Here is a 17,906-nt window from a genome sequence, read left to right on the forward strand (position 1 = left end):
ACTTTTCGCCATTCTCACTCGTCGTGCTTGCGCAGGCGCTTGGGCGTCAGCCCCAGGTAGCGGCGAGTGGCCGTGGTCAATGCACTCTGGCTGGAAAAACCACACTCCTCGGCGATACGCACCAACGGCAACGGACTTTCCCGAAGCAAGCGGGTGGCACGGTCCAGGCGGCTCTTGAGCAGGTATTGATGCGGGGTCAGGCCGACGCTGTCCTTGAACTGCGCGTGAAAATGGCTGGGGCTCAGGCAGGCGACCTGGGCGAGCTCGGCGACGGTGATCCGTCGCGCCAGATTGCTTTCGATATGGGCATCGAGTCGAGCGATGTCCAACGAGCCATTTGGCTGCCGCTTCGCCTCGCCGAATACCCGCAAGTGCAGCGCCCTGAGAAGAACGCCACCCAACGCCCGCGCCAGCAGCGGATCGCTGCCATAGCGCGCCAGCTCGGCACCGGCGTAGTTGAGCAGGTTGTGGAAATCGGCATCCAGCGCCGGGTAGCGCGGCGTCTCGAACAGTTGCGCCAGCAGGCGCGGATCGTCGTCGCTGACGTCCTGATCATCCAGATCGATGATCAGCATGCGATTGTCGCCCTTGCCGGCAAATTCGTGCTCGGCATGCCCGGGCACCAGGCAGGCGCGCATGCGGCAAACCTCGCCACCTGAACCATCCACCTCGAACTCGGCACTACCCGACAGCGACAGGACCAACTGATGGTAGTCGTGCGCGTGTTCGTGGGCCTTGTCATCGAGGCGAAGCAGACGTGCGTTGAGCATGGCGGGGTACCTGAAGTGTCCGGGCACTCTACCGAAGGCCGGTGTTTTTTTACAGCGATCGGCCATCCGTTGCGGTGATCGGATTGAAATCATTTGGCGGATACCCATCTAAAGAGCACGTACTCGCAACAGGTGCCGCATGAACGACGACATCCATCAGGAATTCGAACAGGACCCCTCCTCCACGGGTCTGGTGCTGCCGGATCAGAACCTGCCCGACAAGCTGTACATCATTCCCGTGCACAACCGGCCTTTCTTCCCGGCCCAGGTACTGCCGATCATCGTCAATGAAGATCCGTGGTCCGAGACGCTGGAGCTGGTCGCCAAGACGCCGCACCAGCGCCTGGCTCTGTTCTACATGGATGCGCCGGCAGCGGACGCCACCACCTTCGATCCCGACAGCCTGCCCGAGCACGGCACCATGGTCCGTGTGCACCACGCCTCCAAGGAAGGCGGCAAGCTGCAGTTCGTGGCCCAGGGCATGACCCGGGTGCGCATTCGCGGCTGGCTGCGGCGCAAGCCTCCCTACCTGGTGGAAGTGGAATACCCGCAGAGCGACGAAGACCCGCGCGACGAGGTCAAGGCGTACGGCATGGCGCTGATCAACGCGATCAAGGAACTGCTGCCGCTCAACCCGCTGTACAGCGAGGAGCTGAAGAATTACCTCAATCGCTTCAGCCCGAACGCACCCTCGCCGCTGACCGATTTCGCCGCCGCGCTGACCACCGCACCCGGGGCGGAGCTGCAGGAAGTGCTCGACACCGTGCCGGTGCTCAAGCGGATGGAAAAGGTCCTGCCGTTGCTGCGCAAGGAAGTCGAGGTCGCCAAGCTGCAGAAAGAGCTGACCGGAGAGGTGAACCGCAAGATCGGCGAACGCCAGCGCGAGTTCTTCCTAAAGGAACAGCTGAAGATCATCCAGCAGGAGCTGGGCATCACCAAGGACGACCGCAGCGCCGATGCCGACGAATTCCGCTCGCGCCTGGAAGGCAAGGTGGTGCCGCCCGCCGCGCAAAGACGCATCGACGACGAGCTGCAAAAGTTGTCGGTGCTGGAAACCGGATCGCCCGAATACGCGGTAACGCGCAACTACCTGGACTGGGCCACCTCCATGCCCTGGGGCCTGTACAGCGAGGACAAGCTTGACCTGGAACACGCGCGCAAGGTGCTCAACGCGCACCACGCCGGGCTCGACGACATCAAGGATCGCATCATCGAGTTCCTCGCCGTCGGGGCCTTCCGTGGCGAGATCGCCGGTTCCATCGTGCTGCTGGTGGGCCCGCCGGGAGTGGGCAAGACCAGCATCGGCAAGTCCATCGCCGAATCCCTGGGCCGCCGGTTCTACCGGTTCAGTGTCGGCGGCATGCGCGACGAGGCGGAAATCAAGGGGCACCGGCGCACCTACATCGGCGCCCTGCCCGGCAAGCTGGTGCAGGCGCTGAAAGAAGTCGAGGTGATGAACCCGGTGATCATGCTCGACGAGGTCGACAAGCTCGGCAGCAGCCATCAGGGCGATCCGGCCTCGGCGCTACTGGAAACCCTCGATCCGGAGCAGAACGTCGGCTTTCTCGATCACTATCTCGACCTGCGCCTGGACCTGTCCAAGGTGCTGTTCGTCTGCACCGCCAATAGCCTCTATTCGATCCCCGGCCCGCTGCTCGATCGCATGGAGATCATCCGGCTGTCCGGCTATATCACCGAAGAGAAGCTGGCCATCGCCAAGCGCCACCTCTGGCCGCGTCAGCTGCAGCGCGCCGGGGTGCCGAAGAATCGCCTGACGATCAGCGACAGTGCCTTGCGCAGCCTGATCGAAGGCTATGCCCGGGAAGCCGGGGTGCGGCAGCTGGACAAGCAACTCGGCAAGGTGGTGCGCAAGGCCGTGGTCAAGCTGCTGGACGAGCCCGAAAGCAAGATCAAGATCGGCCCGAAGGACGTCGAGAGCTACCTGGGCATGCCGTTCTGGCATCCCGAGCAGTTGCTCACCGGGGTCGGCGTGGTCACTGGCCTTGCCTGGAACAGCATGGGCGGCGCCACGCTACCGATCGAGGCGACGCGCATCCACACGCTTAACCGTGGCTTCAAACTCACCGGCAAGCTCGGCGATGTCATGAAGGAGTCGGCCGAAATCGCCTTCAGCTACGTCAACTCGCACCTGAAGGAATTCAAGGGCGACCCGAGCTTCTTCGACCAGGCCTTCGTCCACATGCATGTGCCGGAAGGCGCCACGCCCAAGGACGGCCCCAGCGCCGGCATCAGCATGGCCAGCGCGTTGCTGTCGCTGGCCCGTAACCAGGCACCGAAGAAAGGCGTGGCCATGACCGGCGAGCTGACCCTCACCGGGCTGGTGCTGCCCATTGGCGGCCTGCGTGAAAAAGTCATCGCCGCGCGCCGTTTGAAGCTCTACGAGCTGATCATCCCTGAACTGAACCGGGGCGACTTCGAAGAGTTGCCGGACTATCTGAAAGAAGGCCTGACGATGCATTTCGCCAAGCGTTTCAGCGACGTGGTCAAGGTATTGTTCTGAGATTGCGCCGACAGCCTCCGAGATCACGGAGCGCTGTCGGCGGCCGTATTGCCGCATCCCGATCGGGCACGCTTTACGATGGGCGCCTGGCGCCTTATGGTTCGATTCAGACCCATCCCGACCAGAGCCGCCCACGCCGATGCCTACCGCCCTGCCCCGCCTACTGTCCTTCGTACCGCTATTGCTGCTTGCTGGCTGCGCCAGTGCGCCGTCCGGCACCGTCGCGCTGAGCGACGAAGCCGAGTGTCCGGTAACCCTGCGGCCGGGGCAGAAACTGATCGTCAGCCTACCCAGCAACCCGACCACGGGCTACCGCTGGCATGCCCGGGAAATTTCGGGTGAACAGCTGAAAAGCCTCGGCCCGGAAGTGTTCAGTTCGCCGAAGAACGACCTCGTCGGCGGCGAGGGCATCTCGACCTGGCGCTTTCAGGCGGATCAGCCGGGCAGCGGACGGCTCTACCTCACCTATGAGCGCCCCTGGGAAACCGAAGGCGAGCCAGCCGGGCTGTTCGACTGCCGCATTGAGGTGCAATAGCCTCAGCGGGCACAACCCCGGCTGTCCTTCGGCGACGGCGTTCGAGTCGGCTTTCCGCTACAATGCCGCCCCTGTTTTCAGCCTGCCCAGACGTTACCGTGAGCCACGAACCCGACCGCCTGTTCGCCCAGCCCCTTGCCCAACCCCAGGACTTCGTTTTCAACGAAGACGTTGTGCGGGTGTTCCCCGACATGATCAAACGCTCGGTCCCGGGCTACCCCACCATCGTCGAGAACATCGGCGTGCTGGCTGCGCAGTTCGCCCAGCCGAACACCTGCCTGTACGACCTCGGCTGCTCGCTGGGCGCGGTGACCCAGGCGCTGCGTCGGCACGTCAAGGCCGACAACTGCCAGGTCATTGCCGTGGACAATTCCACGGCCATGGTCGAGCGCTGCCGTGAATACCTGCATGGGCAGGACTCGATGTTTCAGGAACTACTTCCGGTCCAAGTGATCGAGGCCGATGTACTCGCACTCGAATTTCAACCCGCCTCGCTGGTCGCGCTGAATTTCACCTTGCAGTTCATCCCGCCGAAACAGCGGCCCGCGCTATTGGGTGCCATCCGCCAGGCGCTGGTGCCAGGCGGCGCGCTGATCCTCTCGGAAAAGCTGCGTTTCGAGGACGAGGAGGAGCAGCAATTGCTCACCGATCTGCACATCGCCTTCAAGCGCGCCAATGGCTACAGCGAGCTGGAAATCGCACAGAAGCGCAGTGCCATCGAGAACGTGATGAAGCCCGACAGCCTGGAAACCCACCGTCAGCGCTTGCTGGACGCTGGTTTCTCCAAAGTGGTGCCCTGGTTCCAGTGCCTGAATTTCGCCTCGCTGATCGCCCTGCCATGAATCTCGACCTGACTCCCCTCGCCTGGCGCCTGGCCGGCACCCCGCTGGCCGCCTGGGCCAACGGCCTGCAGCAGCAACTGGACGCCAAGCTCGCCGTCGGGCATGGCGATCTGCCGCGCTGGCGGCGGGCAGTCGATGCGCTGCCGAACATTCAGCCCGAGGCGGTCGAGCTGCGCGATGCCTTTCGGCTGGATGCCGATTGCGACGAGGCGACACGCGCCACCACCCGTGACGCACTGTTCGGCCTGTCGCCCTGGCGCAAAGGGCCCTTCGATGTGTTCGGTGTGCACGTCGACACCGAATGGCGCTCGGACTGGAAGTGGGAACGCGTATCGCCGCACCTGAACCTGACCGGCAAGCGCATCCTCGATGTTGGCTGTGGCAATGGCTATTACATGTGGCGCATGCTCGGCGCCGGCGCCGACTCGGTCGTCGGTATCGATCCGAACTGGCTGTTCTTCTGCCAGTTCCACGCGATGAAACGCTACCTTGCCGAGCACCCCGTCTGGCACCTGCCGATGGCCCTGGAAGAACTGCCGGCGAAGCTCGAAGGCTTCGATACGGTGTTCTCCATGGGCGTGCTCTATCACCGCCGCTCGCCCATCGATCATCTGCTGGAACTCAAGGACTGTCTGCTCAAGGGCGGCGAGCTGGTACTGGAAACCCTGGTGATCGAAGGCAACGAGCACACCGCATTGGTCCCCGAGGATCGTTACGCGCAGATGCGCAACGTCTGGTTCCTGCCCTCGGTGGCCGCGCTGGAATGCTGGTTGCGTCGGGCGGGGTTCATTGATGTGCGCTGCGTCGATATCAGCGTCACCAGCGTCGAGGAACAGCGCAGTACCGACTGGATGCGCTATCAGTCGCTACCTGACTTCCTCGACCCTGATGACCACAGCAAGACCATCGAAGGGTTGCCAGCGCCGATGCGCGCCGTCCTGGTCGCGCGCAAACCCTAGCGCTGGCAACGCTGCTCCTCGATCAATTGCCGCAGCGGCATCTGCAGCTTCTCCAGAAGTCGCGGCCGGCTCAGGTCACGCATCCGCAGTTGCCTGTCACTGAGCCTGAGCAGGCGCTTGTACAGGCGCCGCTTGCGCCAGGCGACGAACCGGTCGATCACCACCTGCTGAAGTTCGAATGGCCACATCGCTGGCATGTAGAAGTCCGGCATCGCCGGGCGGGGACGGTCGTCGACCTTATCGCACTGTTGCTGCCGTTCAGAATGACGCATCGCATCCTCCTGTCTTCGCGAGGGTGCTATGGGCGCACCCGATGCCCGCCGACCGACTCGTGGTCGGCAGAATCAGCTTGAGCGCCCTTGACGATTCAGACAAACGACTACAATGAAATCTACGATTCAACAAAATTGAAGGCGGCCCCATGCCAGGTATGCCCGAAGAACTTCCCCAGTCCGCCATGCCCCTGCTTGAAATCGATGTGCTGCGCACCTTCGTCTCTATCGCCGAAAGCGGAAGCTTCACGCGCGCGGCCGGGCAGGTCTTTCGCACCACCTCGGCCGTCAGCATGCAGATCAAACGGCTCGAGACCATGCTCGATTGCGCCCTGTTCGTCCGCGAGGCCCGGCGCATCACACTCACCGATGACGGCGAACGGCTGCTCGGTTACGCCCGGCGCCTGCTCAAGCTCAATGAAGAGACGGTCAGTGCGTTCATCTCGCCGCGGCTGAACGGGCGGGTTCGTTTCGGTACCCCCGCCGACATCGGCACGCACATCCTGCCTGGCCTGTTGTCGCTGTTCGCCCGTACCCACCCGGGGATCGAGGTGAATGTGTCGGTGGGCCGCAGTGTCGACATGATCCAGCGCATCGACGCCGGCGAGCTGGACGTCGCGCTCATCAGCGTCGGCAACCTCGGCCAGGACGACTCGCGCGGCGAAGTCATCCACAGCGAGCCGCTGGTCTGGGCCGGCCGAGCCGGTGGCGTCGCGGTCGAGCGCAACCCGTTGCCGCTGGCCCTGTCGAGCCCCGAATGCGCGTGGCGACGCCAGGCGATGGACGCACTGGACCGCGCCGGTCGCCCCTACCGCATTGCCTACTCCAGCGAGCAGTGCGCCGGGCAAGAAGCGGCGATGATCGCTGACCTGGCGGTGGCGCCGTATCCGTTGAGCCTGATCAGGCCTCCGCTCAAGCGCCTGGAGGAAGGCGATAGCCTGCCCAGCCTCGGCGAATACCAGATCAAGTTGCTTTGCGCCGCTGGCCGCAGCGAGGCGGTAGAGGTGCTGTCCCGGCACGTCATCGCGGCGTTCGCCGCTTATCACAAATGATCGATTCGGCAGCGTAGACAGCATGGCGAAATGGTTGATGGCGGCAGGCTTGCTCCTGCTGGTGCTCGGCGCGGTCCTGCATTATGCGCCTGGGCTGCTGAGCTGGTTCGGCAAGCTGCCGGGAGATATCCGCATCGAATCGGAACGCAGCCGGGTGTTCATTCCCGTCACCTCGATGATCATTCTCAGCGTGATCCTGACAGTGCTGATCAACATCTTCCGCCGCTAGCTGTTTGACGAGGCGAGCCGTAGGCAACCGGAACGCCTCGATCGATCAACCGCGCGCGGCAGCGCTGAGGATCAGGTGCTTCATTTCCTTCACGGCCTGCTTGAAGCCGACGAACAGCGCGTGCGCGACGATGGCGTGACCGATGTTCAGCTCATTGACGCCGCGGATCGCGGCGACGGCTTCGGCGTTGTGGTAATGCAGGCCATGGCCGGCATTGACGATCAGGCCGTGGCTCAGACCAGCCTCGACGCCGTCACGAATTCGCGCCAGCTCGCAGGCGCGTTCAGCGACGCCGTGCGCATCGGCATAGCGCCCGGTATGCAGCTCGATGGCCGGCGCACCGATGCGTGCCGCAGCTTCGATCTGCCGTGGATCGGCATCTATGAACAGCGAGACCTCGGCACCGCAGGCGGTCAGCCGGTCGACCGCTTCGCGAATGCGCGCTTCCTGCCCCGCCACATCCAGGCCGCCCTCGGTGGTGAGTTCCTGCCGCGTCTCCGGCACCAGACAAACATGCTCCGGACGTAGCCGTTCGGCGAATGCGAGCATCGCTTCGGTCACGCCCATTTCGAAGTTCATTCGCGTCTGCAGCGCGTCCTTCATCATCAGCACGTCACGCTCCTGGATGTGCCGACGATCTTCGCGAAGATGAACGGTGATGCCATCGGCGCCGGCCTCCTCCGCATCCAGCGCGGCCTTGACCGGGTCCGGATAGCGGGTGCCGCGCGCCTGGCGCAGGGTGGCAACGTGATCGACATTGACGCCGAGCAGGATTCGATTGGCTTCAGTCACGCGGGACCTCCTTGATGTTCATGAACAGTTCGCGGCTGACCAGTGGCCGGCCACCCAGATGTGGCGCCAGCGCCTGGCGCATCAGCCTTTTCGCTGCCGCCAGCGTGCCGGGTACTTCCCAGTCAGCCTCGGCCATGGCCAAGAGTTCCGCGCCGTTGAAAAGGCCGGGCTGGAACTGCCCCACGGCCTCGAGGCCTGCCTCGGGCAACAAACGATAAAGCCCGCCGCAGGCAATCGGTTGATCATCGATATCCTTGTCGAGGGCGAAGCCGTAACCCAGCTCGGTCAACAGTCGCCATTCGAAGGAGCGCAGGATCGGCTCCAGCGGGCGCTTGGCGGCCAGCGCGGGCAGGGTCGCGACGTAGTGTTCGAACAGGGCGGGATGGGCGTCTTCGGTCGGGAGCAGGCGAATCAGCAGCTCATTGAGATACATGCCGCTGAACAACGCATTGCCGTCGAGCCAGTACGCCAATCCCGCACCCTCGAGACGCGCTACGGACTTCAGCTCACTTCGACCACGAAACTCGACGTCGAGCGGCACGAAGGGACGGGCCAGCGTGCCGGACCGCCCCCGTGCGCCGCGAAGCACTGCACGCAGACGCCCTTCGGGCGTGAAGAAATCCACCAACGCGCTGCTTTCGCGGTAGGGTCGGCTATGCAGGACGAAGGCGGTCTGGATGGTCATGGGTTTGGGCTGGAGGCTGGAGGCTGGAGGCTGGATAAGCGTAGGGCGGGTGAAACCCGCCATCCGTAGGCCGCCCTCGATCAGGGCGAGTTCCCAGCACCTGGGTTCACGATGCGGCAGAGCCACGCGCTTTGAGCTCAGAGCCGCTTTTGCCGTCCGGTGTCCAGCGCTCCTGTAGTCCCTTGCCTACTGGTAGCCCAGCGAATGCAGCGCGCGCTCGTCATCGGACCAGCCGCTCTTCACCTTCACCCAGAGGTTGAGCATGACCTTGGAATCGAACAGCACTTCCATGTCCTTGCGCGCCTCCTGGCCGATACGCTTGATGCGCTCGCCCTTGTCGCCAATGATGATTTTTTTCTGCCCGTCTCGCTCGACCAGAATCAGCGCATGGATATGCAGGACGTGCCCCTGCTGCTTGAAATCCTCGATCTCGACCGTGATCTGGTAAGGCACTTCGGCGCCCAGCTGGCGCATGATTTTCTCGCGCACCAACTCAGCCGCCAGGAACCGGCTGCTGCGGTCGGTGATCTGGTCTTCAGGGAAAAAGTGCGCGCCCTCGGGCAGATGCGAGGCGACCAGCTTCTCGAACACGTCCAGATTCTGTCCGTGCTGGGCGGAAATCGGCACGATCTCGGCTTTCGGAAGCTGCTGTGCCAGCCATTCGAAATGGGGCAGCAGCTCACCCTTATCCTCGACGCGATCGGTCTTGTTGACGGCGACGATCACCGGCCCTTCGACGTATTGAACGCGTTCCAGAACCAGTTGATCTTCATCGGTCCAGCGTGTGCGATCGACCACAAAGACAACCACGTCAACGTCCTTCAGAGCCGACGACGCGGTGCGGTTCATGTAGCGGTTAAGCGCGGTTTCGCCATTCTTGTGCAGGCCGGGGGTATCTACATAAACCGCCTGGACCGCACCTTCGGTCTTGATACCGAGCATATTGTGGCGGGTGGTCTGTGGCTTGCGCGAAGTGATTGCAAGTTTCTGCCCAAGCACATGATTGAGCAGCGTTGACTTGCCGACGTTGGGGCGGCCGACAATAGCCACGTAGCCGCAGCGGCTCACTTCGTCCTGCAGATGTTCATCAGTCATGACCGTTCTCCACGCCCAGCGCTATGAGTGCCGAGGCAGCGGCAACCTGTTCGGCGATGCGCCGGCTGGCGCCCTGCCCTTGCGTCTTCTCGTTGAGCAGTGACACCTGACATTCGACAAAGAAGGTCCGGCAATGCGGCTCTCCCTGGATCGCCACGACTTCGTACTTCGGCAATTCACAGGCACGCGACTGCAGAAATTCCTGCAAGCGCGTTTTTGGATCCTTGTTGGTGTCGACCAGAGTCAACCCTTCCAGTTCGTTGGCGAGCCAGGCGAGCACGCGATCGCGCGCGATCTCCATGCCCCCGTCCAGATAGATTGCGCCAATCAGTGCTTCAAGCGTGTCGGCCAGAATGGACTCGCGGCGGAAACCGCCGCTTTTCAGCTCCCCCGAACCTAGGCGCAGATATTCCCCGAGCTCGAAGCCTCTGGCGAGTACCGCCAGGGTTTCCCCCTTGACCAGGCGCGCGCGCAAGCGCGACAGCTGCCCTTCCTTGGCCTGGGGGAAATGACTGAACAGCGCCTCACCGGCGATGAAATTGAGAATGGCATCGCCGAGAAACTCCAGACGCTCATTGTTACGTCCGGCATAGCTACGATGCGTCAAGGCCAGCAGCATGAGCTCCTGATCCTTGAATTGATACCCGAGCCTACGCTCGAGACGGGCTAACGAAGTGCTCACGGCATCCTTAGGCGATATTCTTTGTCGAAGTTCGCCACCAGATCGAGGTTACGGATCAGGGGCTCGCGTTTTTCGTAATCCAGGTGGACTTTGAACTCGTTGTTCTCGATGACGACCTTCAGTGCCTTCTCAAGATCGAGATCGCGAATGCCGTTCACGTCCATCCCTTTGCGGACATGGCTATAGAAATCCCGCACGGTGCGGATTTCCAGCGCCGGTTCACTTTCCACCCCTGAGATGATCTTGTCCATGGACATATAGTCGAAGTAGTGCGGCAGCATCTTGAATGCGGTGCTGGCAAAAAACGCGACCAGCGCGAGCACCATGATCCAGCTCAGCATGGACAGCCCTTTTTGCGAACGAGCGAAACTCATGTCGACCTCTATGTCGTACGACACCCACGGATCGGGGCAACTCAAATATAGCGAGCCGGACCGGAGGAACCGGGCCCTGATTCACAGACTCAGTGAATCAGCCCGACTCGGGAAAAATTCGGCAGGTTGCTGAACTTGGGATCCGGCCAGCTCATCCATACGGCAAACGCCTTGCCGACGATGTTGCGATCAGGAACCATCCCGGCAAGCTCGGCCGGAATCGCCGGATCGTGCCAGTAGCGGCTGTCGTTGGAGTTATCGCGATTGTCGCCCATCATGAAGTAATGGCCGGCGGGCACGTGCCATTCACGATTGGGCTCGACCCGATAGCGTCCCATCTCCTTGCGGATCAGGTGCTCCACCTCGCCCAGCTTCTCGCGGTACAGCTTGGCACTGCCCAGGCTTCCCGGCTCTTCGCCGATCAGCATCTCGGCAACGGGGTTGCCGTTGATGCTCAGGTGCTTGTCGCTGCTGTAGCGAATCACGTCACCTGGCAGCCCGATGACGCGCTTGATGTAATTGATGTTCGGGTCGCTTGGATAGCGAAACACCATGACATCGCCACGCTGCGGATCGCTGACATCGATGACCTTGGTATCGACGACCGGCAAACGGATGCCGTAGGCAAACTTGTTCACCAGAATGAAGTCGCCGACTTCGAGCGTTGGAATCATCGATCCCGAAGGAATCTGAAAGGGCTCGATCAGAAACGACCGCAGGACCAGCACGATCGCCAATACTGGAAAGAACGATTTGCCGTACTCGATCAGCACCGGCTCCTTGTTCAAGGCATCGAGCGTCGATTGGTCCGGCTCGCCGGTCCGCCCTTCGTAATTCGCTATCGCAGCCCGACGACGCGGCGCGAAGAACACCAGGTCGAGCAGTGAAAGGAAGCCGCAGACCGCAACGGCAATCACCAGCAACAGCGGAAAATTGATCGACATCAGCTATCTACCTTCAGCACTGCGAGGAAAGCTTCCTGCGGTATCTCAACGTTACCGACCTGCTTCATCCGCTTCTTACCGGCCTTCTGCTTTTCCAGCAGCTTGCGCTTGCGGCTCACGTCACCGCCGTAGCACTTGGCCAGAACGTTCTTGCGCAACGCCTTGACAGTGCTTCGCGCAACGATCTGACCGCCCAGCGCGGCCTGGATCGCGACGTCGAACATCTGCCGAGGAATCAGCTCTTTCATCTTCTCGACCAGAATGCGGCCTTTATAGTGGGCGTTATCCCGGTGCACGATGAGCGCCAAGGCATCGACCTTGTCGCCGTTGATCAGGATGTCGAGACGAGTCAGGTTAGCCGACTGGAAACACTCGAAGCTGTAATCCAGCGAGGCATAGCCGCGACTGACCGACTTCAGGCGGTCGAAGAAATCCAGTACCACTTCGCTCATGGGCAGGTCATAGCGCACCTGAACCTGCGTGCCGAGGAATTGCAGATCCCGCTGAACGCCGCGCTTCTCGATACACAGGGTGATCACGCTGCCCAGATGCTCCTGCGGCACCAGAATATTGGCGCGCACGATGGGCTCGCGCATGTCCTCGATCGACGACAGGTCCGGCAGCTTGGACGGGCTGTCGACGTAAATGACCTCGCCGTTCTTCAGCGCCAGCTCGTAAACCACGGTCGGTGCGGTGGTGATCAGGTCCAGATCGTACTCACGCTCGAGTCGCTCCTGGATGATCTCCATGTGCAACATGCCGAGAAAGCCGATACGGAAACCAAAGCCCAGGGCATCGGAACTCTCGGGTTCGTACTGCAGCGCGGCGTCATTCAGCGTCAGCTTCTGCAAGGCCTCGCGGAAATCTTCGAAATCATCGGAGCTGACCGGAAACAGGCCCGCATAAACCTGCGGCTTGACGCGCTTGAAGCCGGGCAGCATCTCGACGTCGGGGGTGTTGGCGAGCGTCAGGGTGTCGCCCACAGGCGCACCGTGAATATCCTTGATCCCCGCGATGATGAAGCCGACTTCGCCGGCCTTCAGGTCTGCCGTGGTGGTGTGTTTAGGATTGAACACACCGACGCTATCGACCTGGTGCATCTTGCCAGTGGACTTGACCAGTACCTTGTCGCCCTTCTTGATCCGACCATGACGCACCCGTACCAGCGAGACGACCCCGAGGTAGTTGTCGAACCAGGAATCGATGATCAGCGCTTGCAACGGTGCGTCTATTTCACCGGTTGGCGGCGGAATGACCTGAACCAGGCGCTCGAGCACCTCGTCCACGCCCATGCCGCTCTTCGCACTGCAGGCAACGGCGTCGGTCGCATCGATACCGATGATATGTTCGATTTCGCCCTTGACCTTGTCGGGGTCGGCCTGGGGAAGGTCCATCTTGTTCAACACGGGCATCACTTCCAGCCCCTGCTCGATGGCCGTGTAGCAGTTGGCAACCGACTGCGCTTCGACGCCCTGCCCCGCATCGACCACCAGCAGCGCACCCTCACATGCCGCGAGCGAACGGCTCACTTCATAGGTGAAATCGACGTGGCCGGGCGTATCGATGAAGTTCAGCTGATAGGTTTTGCCGTCTCGCGCCTTGTAATACAGCGTGACGCTGTGCGCCTTGATGGTGATGCCTCGCTCGCGTTCGAGATCCATCGAATCGAGCACCTGGGCGTTCATCTCACGCTCGGTCAGGCCACCACACATCTGGATGAAGCGATCAGCCAGGGTCGACTTGCCATGATCGATATGCGCGATGATGGAAAAATTGCGGATATGACTCAGGTCGCTCACAACTAAAACACTCGAATACGCCGCGGGCCGATTGCCCGCCGAAAATAGCCGCAAAGTGTACCTGATAGGTCTAATCAGCGCCACGCCAGACCCCGCAACCGGTTTCCACCCCTCTGAAAATGATGATCAGGCAATAAAAAAGCGGCCCGCAGGCCGCTTTGAATTGCCGATTCCGCCTATTCGGCGAGCTTGAAGGTAATGAAACTCGCACGCCCCTGCCGCAATACCCGCATGGAGACCGACCGATTCTTGGGCAACTGCTCTGCGACGCGTGCAAACGTCGAAACCGAGTCAATTGCCTGGTTATTCAAGTGAGTGATGACGTCACCCGGGCGCAAGCCGATCATTGCCGCCGGCCCGCTCGATACTTCGGTAATCACCACCCCACCCGGCAGGTCGAGGCTGCGCTTCTGCTCGGCAGTCAGCTCCGATACCTTCACACCAAGCCTGTTGTTGCTCTTCTCGGCGTTGCGCTCGGCTGCCGCGGCCTCCTCGCCCTCGTCCGGCAGAGCCCCGATCTGAACGGTGAGCGTTTCACGCTCGCCATCTCGGACGATTTCCAGCTTGGCCTTGGTGTTCGGCTTGATGGCGCCAATCAGATGCGGCAGGTCAGCCGACATATCGATCGCATGGCCGTCGACGCTGAGAATGACATCACCGACTCGCAAACCGCCCTTGGCTGCCGGACCACCGTCCATCACTTGTGCCACCAGCGCACCAGCCGGGCGCTCGAGCCCGAACGACTCAGCCAGATCCCGATTCACCTCTTGGATAGCGACGCCCAGCCAACCTCGACTGACCTTACCCTCGGTGCGCAACTGATCGGCGACATCCATCGCGACGTCGATCGGGATGGCGAAGGAAAGCCCCATGAAACCACCCGACCGGGTGAATATCTGCGAGTTGATACCGATCACCTCGCCTTGGAGATTGAACAGCGGCCCACCGGAATTACCCGGATTGATCGCAACGTCGGTTTGGATGAAAGGGACATAGCTCTCGCTGGGTAAATTTCTGCCCGTGGCGCTGACGATGCCGGCCGTCACCGTGTGATCGAATCCAAACGGCGAGCCGATCGCGAGCACCCATTCACCGACTTTCAGCGCGCTGGAGTCGCCCAGGCGCACCGTTGGCAGGCCGGTCGCCTCGATCTTGAGCAGAGCCACATCGGTACGAGGATCAGCCCCGACAAGCGTTGCCTCCAGCTCGCTCCGATCGGGCAAGCGAACGATGATTTCATCTGCATCGGCGACCACGTGATTGTTGGTCAGCACATAACCGTCAGCGGCGATGATGAATCCAGAGCCCAGCGACTGCGCGTCAGGCTGCTGCCCTTCAGGCGGGGCCGGAAAGCTGTGTCCGAAGAACTCACGAAAGATGGGCGGCAAGCCCTCGAGATCAGGCATCTGCGCGGCCGCGCCACGGGCCTGCACGTGCTGCTTGGTGCTGATGTTGACTACCGCCGGCGAAGCGCTTTCCACCAGCGGGGTGAAGTCCGGCAGTTGCGCATTGGCCAGCGCAGCCTGCCCAAGACAAAACAATGCAACGAGAAAGGCGAAGCAGCTATTCCGTGAAACCCTCAAGATCACTCTCCCTTGTCAGAATCGTATTGGCCTGACCACGACCGGCCGCTCCCACCAGCACGGGTCGCAGCACGACCGGTTGCAGCGCCGGGTCGCACGCCGTTTGCTGACTACGCTTGCGTACCGCCAGCCATGACAGCACAAAGCCACTAATGCCGGCGAGCATGACGTACGGCTCGCTGGCGCCGAGCTCCGAGGCCAGGAGCGACGAGGCAAACAATGCAATCAGTGGGAAGAGATAAACAAGGAGGGCCCCACGCAGCAACACGCTTTCACGGATGCCTATGACGACCGAGTCGCCTACGCTCAGGTGGCAGTCGGATAGAGCCCGTATCAGTCCGCGCCGTTCACGGACACCGAGCCTGTCCATCAACCCCTGACCGCAGCCGTTTCTGGCCGAACAACCAGAGCAGGTGCTGCTGCGCCGAGTCTCGACCCAAACCGCACCAGCCTCTACGGCAACTACCCGCCCCGGTTCTTCGATCATCGCGAAGCCTGTTCAGCTCCAGCGCGCATGGACAATGCAATTCGCTCGGCGGTCCCTAACGGAATTTCACCCACCACGGTGACCATCACGTCGCCGCCCGCTGTGGAAATACGCTTGGATACCGCGACTGTCGGCCCCATTTGACTGCGCGCATCCTCGACGACCGCGCCATGCAGCGGCTCGAGAAACACCGAGAAGCGGGCAAGCCCATCGCCATAGGAAAGCCAGGTCACTTTTTCATCAGAAGCCGGGCTGGGACGAACGTTCGAGTCAAGCAGCTGGAACCCATCCGGCAGCCAGTCAGAACGCCACTTCGGAGGCGTCGAGGACTCTTCCGCAGCCAGAGAGACGGGCTTGCAGTCCGAGCCGGCACGGACATCGGCAGGCCCGATGGTGTCAGGCAAGAATTGCGTGAACTGAAAGCGCTCGAGTAACTGGCCGTTCTCGTCGAGCAAAAGTGATTTGAGCGGTAGCGCCGTCTCTCGGTCCAGATGCAGCTCGAAGCCGTAACGGTGCTGGTCTTTCGGCCTGATCGACAACGCTACGGTTGACCGCCCCGCAACGCGGGACTCGCCGATAACCTGGAAGTTGTACCACCTGGACAACGCCTCCGGCTCCAAGGGTTGCTGCCGCCATGGCTTGCCGTCGCGAACCTGCGACGCCATATCCTCGCTGGCGCACTGGACCTTGCCATCGACCAGCGAAACCTCGACAGCAGGACCGTCCAGCTGCAAGAGCCGCTCGTGCAGTTGGTCACCCTCTACGAGTTGCCAGACCGCATGACTGGAAAAGCTACCATTGCGTTCGTAGACGAATGTGCCCTGGTAACTCTGCTTCTTCTCGGCCGCCGCAAGTCGTTGCATCCAAGTATCGGCATCAGCAGCGAAGGCCGGCATAGATAGCCAGCCTCCGAGCACCACACACAGCGGTATTACACGCATGTTCTTCCTTAACGATCTTCCATGCTGGCAGCGCGCGCATAAGGCAACGCACCTTCAGAGCCGCTACCAAACGCGGCCTGTTGCGCATGCTGGCGAACATACGTCGGCAGCCGCTTTTCGTGCCAGCCTTCGGTAGAAGCCTGCGCACCTGTCGCTTGCGCGTCAGACGGGCCCGCGTCTTCGCTATAACCAGCCAGGACCGCTGGACCTTGATTGGCCTGCGGTACCGCGATACTGGGTTGCGCCGCTTGCTGCGCGATCTGCGGGCCAGCCACATCGCTTTGATTGTACAAGCGTACGCCGGCCAGCACAGCAACGGTGACCGATGCCGCAACGGCGAGCCGACCCAGGTTGCCCCAGGCAAACCGCTGCGGCTTGGCCATCGTAATGGCTGGCTCATCCGCCAGAGCCGCCGAGACCGCCGAAGCGATATCCAGGCGAGGCTCGATCAGCTCTTTGTGCATGGCGGCACGAGCGATCTGATAACGCGACCAGGTCGATCGCATGTCGGTGTCGCCGTCTGCGGCGAGTACTCGACGTAATTCCAACTCGTCCGCTTCGTTATCCATCACCGCGGACAGCGATTCATGCAGGGCTTCACGACTCATGGCGGTTCCTCTCTTGGCTGTCGCCGCTGTCTCAGGATTCATGCAACAGGGGTTGCAATGCTTTATCGATGGCTTCCCGCGCCCGGAATATCCGTGAGCGGACCGTACCCACCGGACACTGCATGACGTTTGCAATGTCTTCATAACTAAGACCATCAAATTCACGCAGTGTTAGAGCCGTGCGCAAATCTTCTGGAAGTTGTTGGATAGTTCTATGAACTGTGTCTTCAATTTCATCCCTGAGCAGCGCGCGCTCCGGCGACTCGATGTCCTTGAGGGCGTGATCCCCTTCGTAGAACTCGGCATCTTCAGAACTGACATCGCTGTCTGGTGGCCGTCTCCCTCTGGCCACCAAATGATTTTTCGCCGTATTGATGGCGATGCGGTACAGCCAGGTATAAAAGGCACTGTCTCCGCGAAAGTTAGCAAGCGCGCGGTAGGCTTTGATAAAGGCTTCCTGCGCAACGTCCTGAGCCTCGTGAGAATCATGTACGAAGCGCACGATCAACCCAAGAATCTTGTGCTGATATTTCAGAACTAACAGATCAAAAGCCCGCTTGTCTCCCCGCTGCACCCGCTCGACCAGTTGCTGGTCCTGCTCCTGGGTTAGCATAAACACTCCTCCATGACCTGGAAGGAATGCTGCGCTCGCCTGCGAGCTGACCTGCCAGAATAGACCCGGGCTTTACACAAAAGTTCTCCCCCTTCAAGCAAGCTTTCCTGCAACACACCTGAC

20 protein-coding genes are annotated in these 17,906 nt (G+C 61.5%); 6 read left to right on the forward strand and 14 right to left on the reverse strand.

The window, feature by feature from the left end; genetic code table 11:
• Positions 1-14: 14 nt before the first annotated feature.
• Entirely contained in the window at positions 15-770 is a 756-nt protein-coding gene (locus KCX70_RS16485; RefSeq protein ID WP_212618179.1) for an AraC family transcriptional regulator, read from the reverse strand.
• A gap of 139 nt (positions 771-909) precedes the next feature.
• Here KCX70_RS16485 and lon point away from each other — a divergent pair, with 139 nt between their 5' ends.
• The 4 genes from lon to cmoB all read left to right on the forward strand — a co-directional run bounded on the left by lon (position 910) and on the right by cmoB (position 5,627).
• Complete coding sequence (gene lon / locus KCX70_RS16490; protein ID WP_212618180.1) at positions 910-3,291, forward strand: endopeptidase La; 2,382 nt, start codon at positions 910-912, stop codon at positions 3,289-3,291.
• Between the two features lie 139 nt (positions 3,292-3,430).
• A complete protein-coding gene (locus tag KCX70_RS16495) occupies positions 3,431-3,826 on the forward strand; it encodes a protease inhibitor I42 family protein (RefSeq protein WP_212618181.1) in 396 nt (131 codons plus the stop codon).
• 98 nt (positions 3,827-3,924) lie between these two features.
• The gene (gene cmoA / locus KCX70_RS16500) at positions 3,925-4,668 is read left to right on the forward strand and encodes a carboxy-S-adenosyl-L-methionine synthase CmoA (RefSeq protein ID WP_256437907.1); all 744 of its coding nucleotides are present in this window, start codon (positions 3,925-3,927) and stop codon (positions 4,666-4,668) included.
• Positions 4,665-5,627, forward strand: coding sequence for a tRNA 5-methoxyuridine(34)/uridine 5-oxyacetic acid(34) synthase CmoB (cmoB, locus tag KCX70_RS16505; RefSeq protein WP_212618183.1), 963 nt, complete (start codon positions 4,665-4,667; stop codon positions 5,625-5,627). Before cmoA ends, cmoB begins: the two co-directional genes overlap by 4 nt.
• Here cmoB and KCX70_RS16510 read toward each other — a convergent pair.
• Entirely contained in the window at positions 5,624-5,899 is a 276-nt protein-coding gene (locus tag KCX70_RS16510) for a hypothetical protein (RefSeq protein ID WP_212618184.1), read from the reverse strand. The genes cmoB and KCX70_RS16510 overlap by 4 nt on opposite strands.
• Before the next feature lie 158 nt (positions 5,900-6,057).
• Here KCX70_RS16510 and KCX70_RS16515 point away from each other — a divergent pair, with 158 nt between their 5' ends.
• Together KCX70_RS16515 and KCX70_RS16520 are read left to right on the forward strand one after the other, a co-directional pair.
• The gene (locus KCX70_RS16515; RefSeq protein ID WP_212620369.1) at positions 6,058-6,951 is read left to right on the forward strand and encodes a LysR substrate-binding domain-containing protein; all 894 of its coding nucleotides are present in this window, start codon (positions 6,058-6,060) and stop codon (positions 6,949-6,951) included.
• Between the two features lie 22 nt (positions 6,952-6,973).
• A complete protein-coding gene (locus KCX70_RS16520) occupies positions 6,974-7,180 on the forward strand; it encodes a DUF2905 domain-containing protein (protein WP_021208837.1) in 207 nt (68 codons plus the stop codon).
• 45 nt (positions 7,181-7,225) lie between these two features.
• Here the strand turns inward: KCX70_RS16520 and pdxJ are convergent, their stop codons facing one another.
• The 12 genes from pdxJ to rpoE form a co-directional block, all read right to left on the reverse strand.
• The gene (pdxJ, locus tag KCX70_RS16525; protein WP_021208838.1) at positions 7,226-7,972 is read right to left on the reverse strand and encodes a pyridoxine 5'-phosphate synthase; all 747 of its coding nucleotides are present in this window, start codon (positions 7,970-7,972) and stop codon (positions 7,226-7,228) included.
• Positions 7,965-8,657 carry a DNA repair protein RecO gene (gene recO, locus KCX70_RS16530; RefSeq protein WP_212618185.1) on the reverse strand — a complete coding sequence of 231 codons (693 nt, stop codon included), beginning with the start codon at positions 8,655-8,657 and terminating at the stop codon, positions 7,965-7,967. The genes pdxJ and recO overlap by 8 nt, the downstream gene beginning before the upstream one ends.
• A gap of 186 nt (positions 8,658-8,843) precedes the next feature.
• A complete protein-coding gene (gene era / locus KCX70_RS16535) occupies positions 8,844-9,752 on the reverse strand; it encodes a GTPase Era (RefSeq protein ID WP_212618186.1) in 909 nt (302 codons plus the stop codon).
• Positions 9,745-10,434, reverse strand: a complete 690-nt coding sequence (gene rnc, locus KCX70_RS16540) for a ribonuclease III (RefSeq protein WP_021208841.1) — start codon at positions 10,432-10,434, stop codon at positions 9,745-9,747. Before rnc ends, era begins: the two co-directional genes overlap by 8 nt.
• Positions 10,431-10,808, reverse strand: coding sequence for a DUF4845 domain-containing protein (locus tag KCX70_RS16545; RefSeq protein ID WP_212618187.1), 378 nt, complete (start codon positions 10,806-10,808; stop codon positions 10,431-10,433). Before KCX70_RS16545 ends, rnc begins: the two co-directional genes overlap by 4 nt.
• An 89-nt stretch (positions 10,809-10,897) precedes the next feature.
• Positions 10,898-11,752 (reverse strand): signal peptidase I, encoded by an 855-nt coding sequence (gene lepB, locus KCX70_RS16550; RefSeq protein WP_021208843.1) that lies wholly within the window; start codon positions 11,750-11,752, stop codon positions 10,898-10,900.
• A complete protein-coding gene (gene lepA, locus KCX70_RS16555) occupies positions 11,752-13,551 on the reverse strand; it encodes a translation elongation factor 4 (RefSeq protein WP_102847502.1) in 1,800 nt (599 codons plus the stop codon). Before lepA ends, lepB begins: the two co-directional genes overlap by 1 nt.
• Positions 13,552-13,727: 176 nt before the next feature.
• Positions 13,728-15,134 carry a DegQ family serine endoprotease gene (locus KCX70_RS16560; RefSeq protein ID WP_212618188.1) on the reverse strand — a complete coding sequence of 469 codons (1,407 nt, stop codon included), beginning with the start codon at positions 15,132-15,134 and terminating at the stop codon, positions 13,728-13,730.
• On the reverse strand, positions 15,115-15,621 hold the full coding sequence (locus KCX70_RS16565) for a SoxR reducing system RseC family protein (protein ID WP_102853536.1): 507 nt from the start codon (positions 15,619-15,621) through the stop codon (positions 15,115-15,117). The genes KCX70_RS16560 and KCX70_RS16565 overlap by 20 nt, the downstream gene beginning before the upstream one ends.
• Positions 15,618-16,562 (reverse strand): MucB/RseB C-terminal domain-containing protein, encoded by a 945-nt coding sequence (locus tag KCX70_RS16570; RefSeq protein WP_021206987.1) that lies wholly within the window; start codon positions 16,560-16,562, stop codon positions 15,618-15,620. The genes KCX70_RS16565 and KCX70_RS16570 overlap by 4 nt, the downstream gene beginning before the upstream one ends.
• An 8-nt stretch (positions 16,563-16,570) precedes the next feature.
• Positions 16,571-17,170, reverse strand: a complete 600-nt coding sequence (locus KCX70_RS16575) for a sigma-E factor negative regulatory protein (RefSeq protein ID WP_021206988.1) — start codon at positions 17,168-17,170, stop codon at positions 16,571-16,573.
• Positions 17,171-17,201: 31 nt separating this feature from the next.
• On the reverse strand, positions 17,202-17,783 hold the full coding sequence (gene rpoE, locus KCX70_RS16580) for an RNA polymerase sigma factor RpoE (protein WP_019342233.1): 582 nt from the start codon (positions 17,781-17,783) through the stop codon (positions 17,202-17,204).
• Positions 17,784-17,906 lie beyond the last annotated feature (123 nt).

This window comes from Stutzerimonas stutzeri (assembly GCF_018138085.1).
Taxonomy (GTDB): domain Bacteria; phylum Pseudomonadota; class Gammaproteobacteria; order Pseudomonadales; family Pseudomonadaceae; genus Stutzerimonas; species Stutzerimonas stutzeri_AI.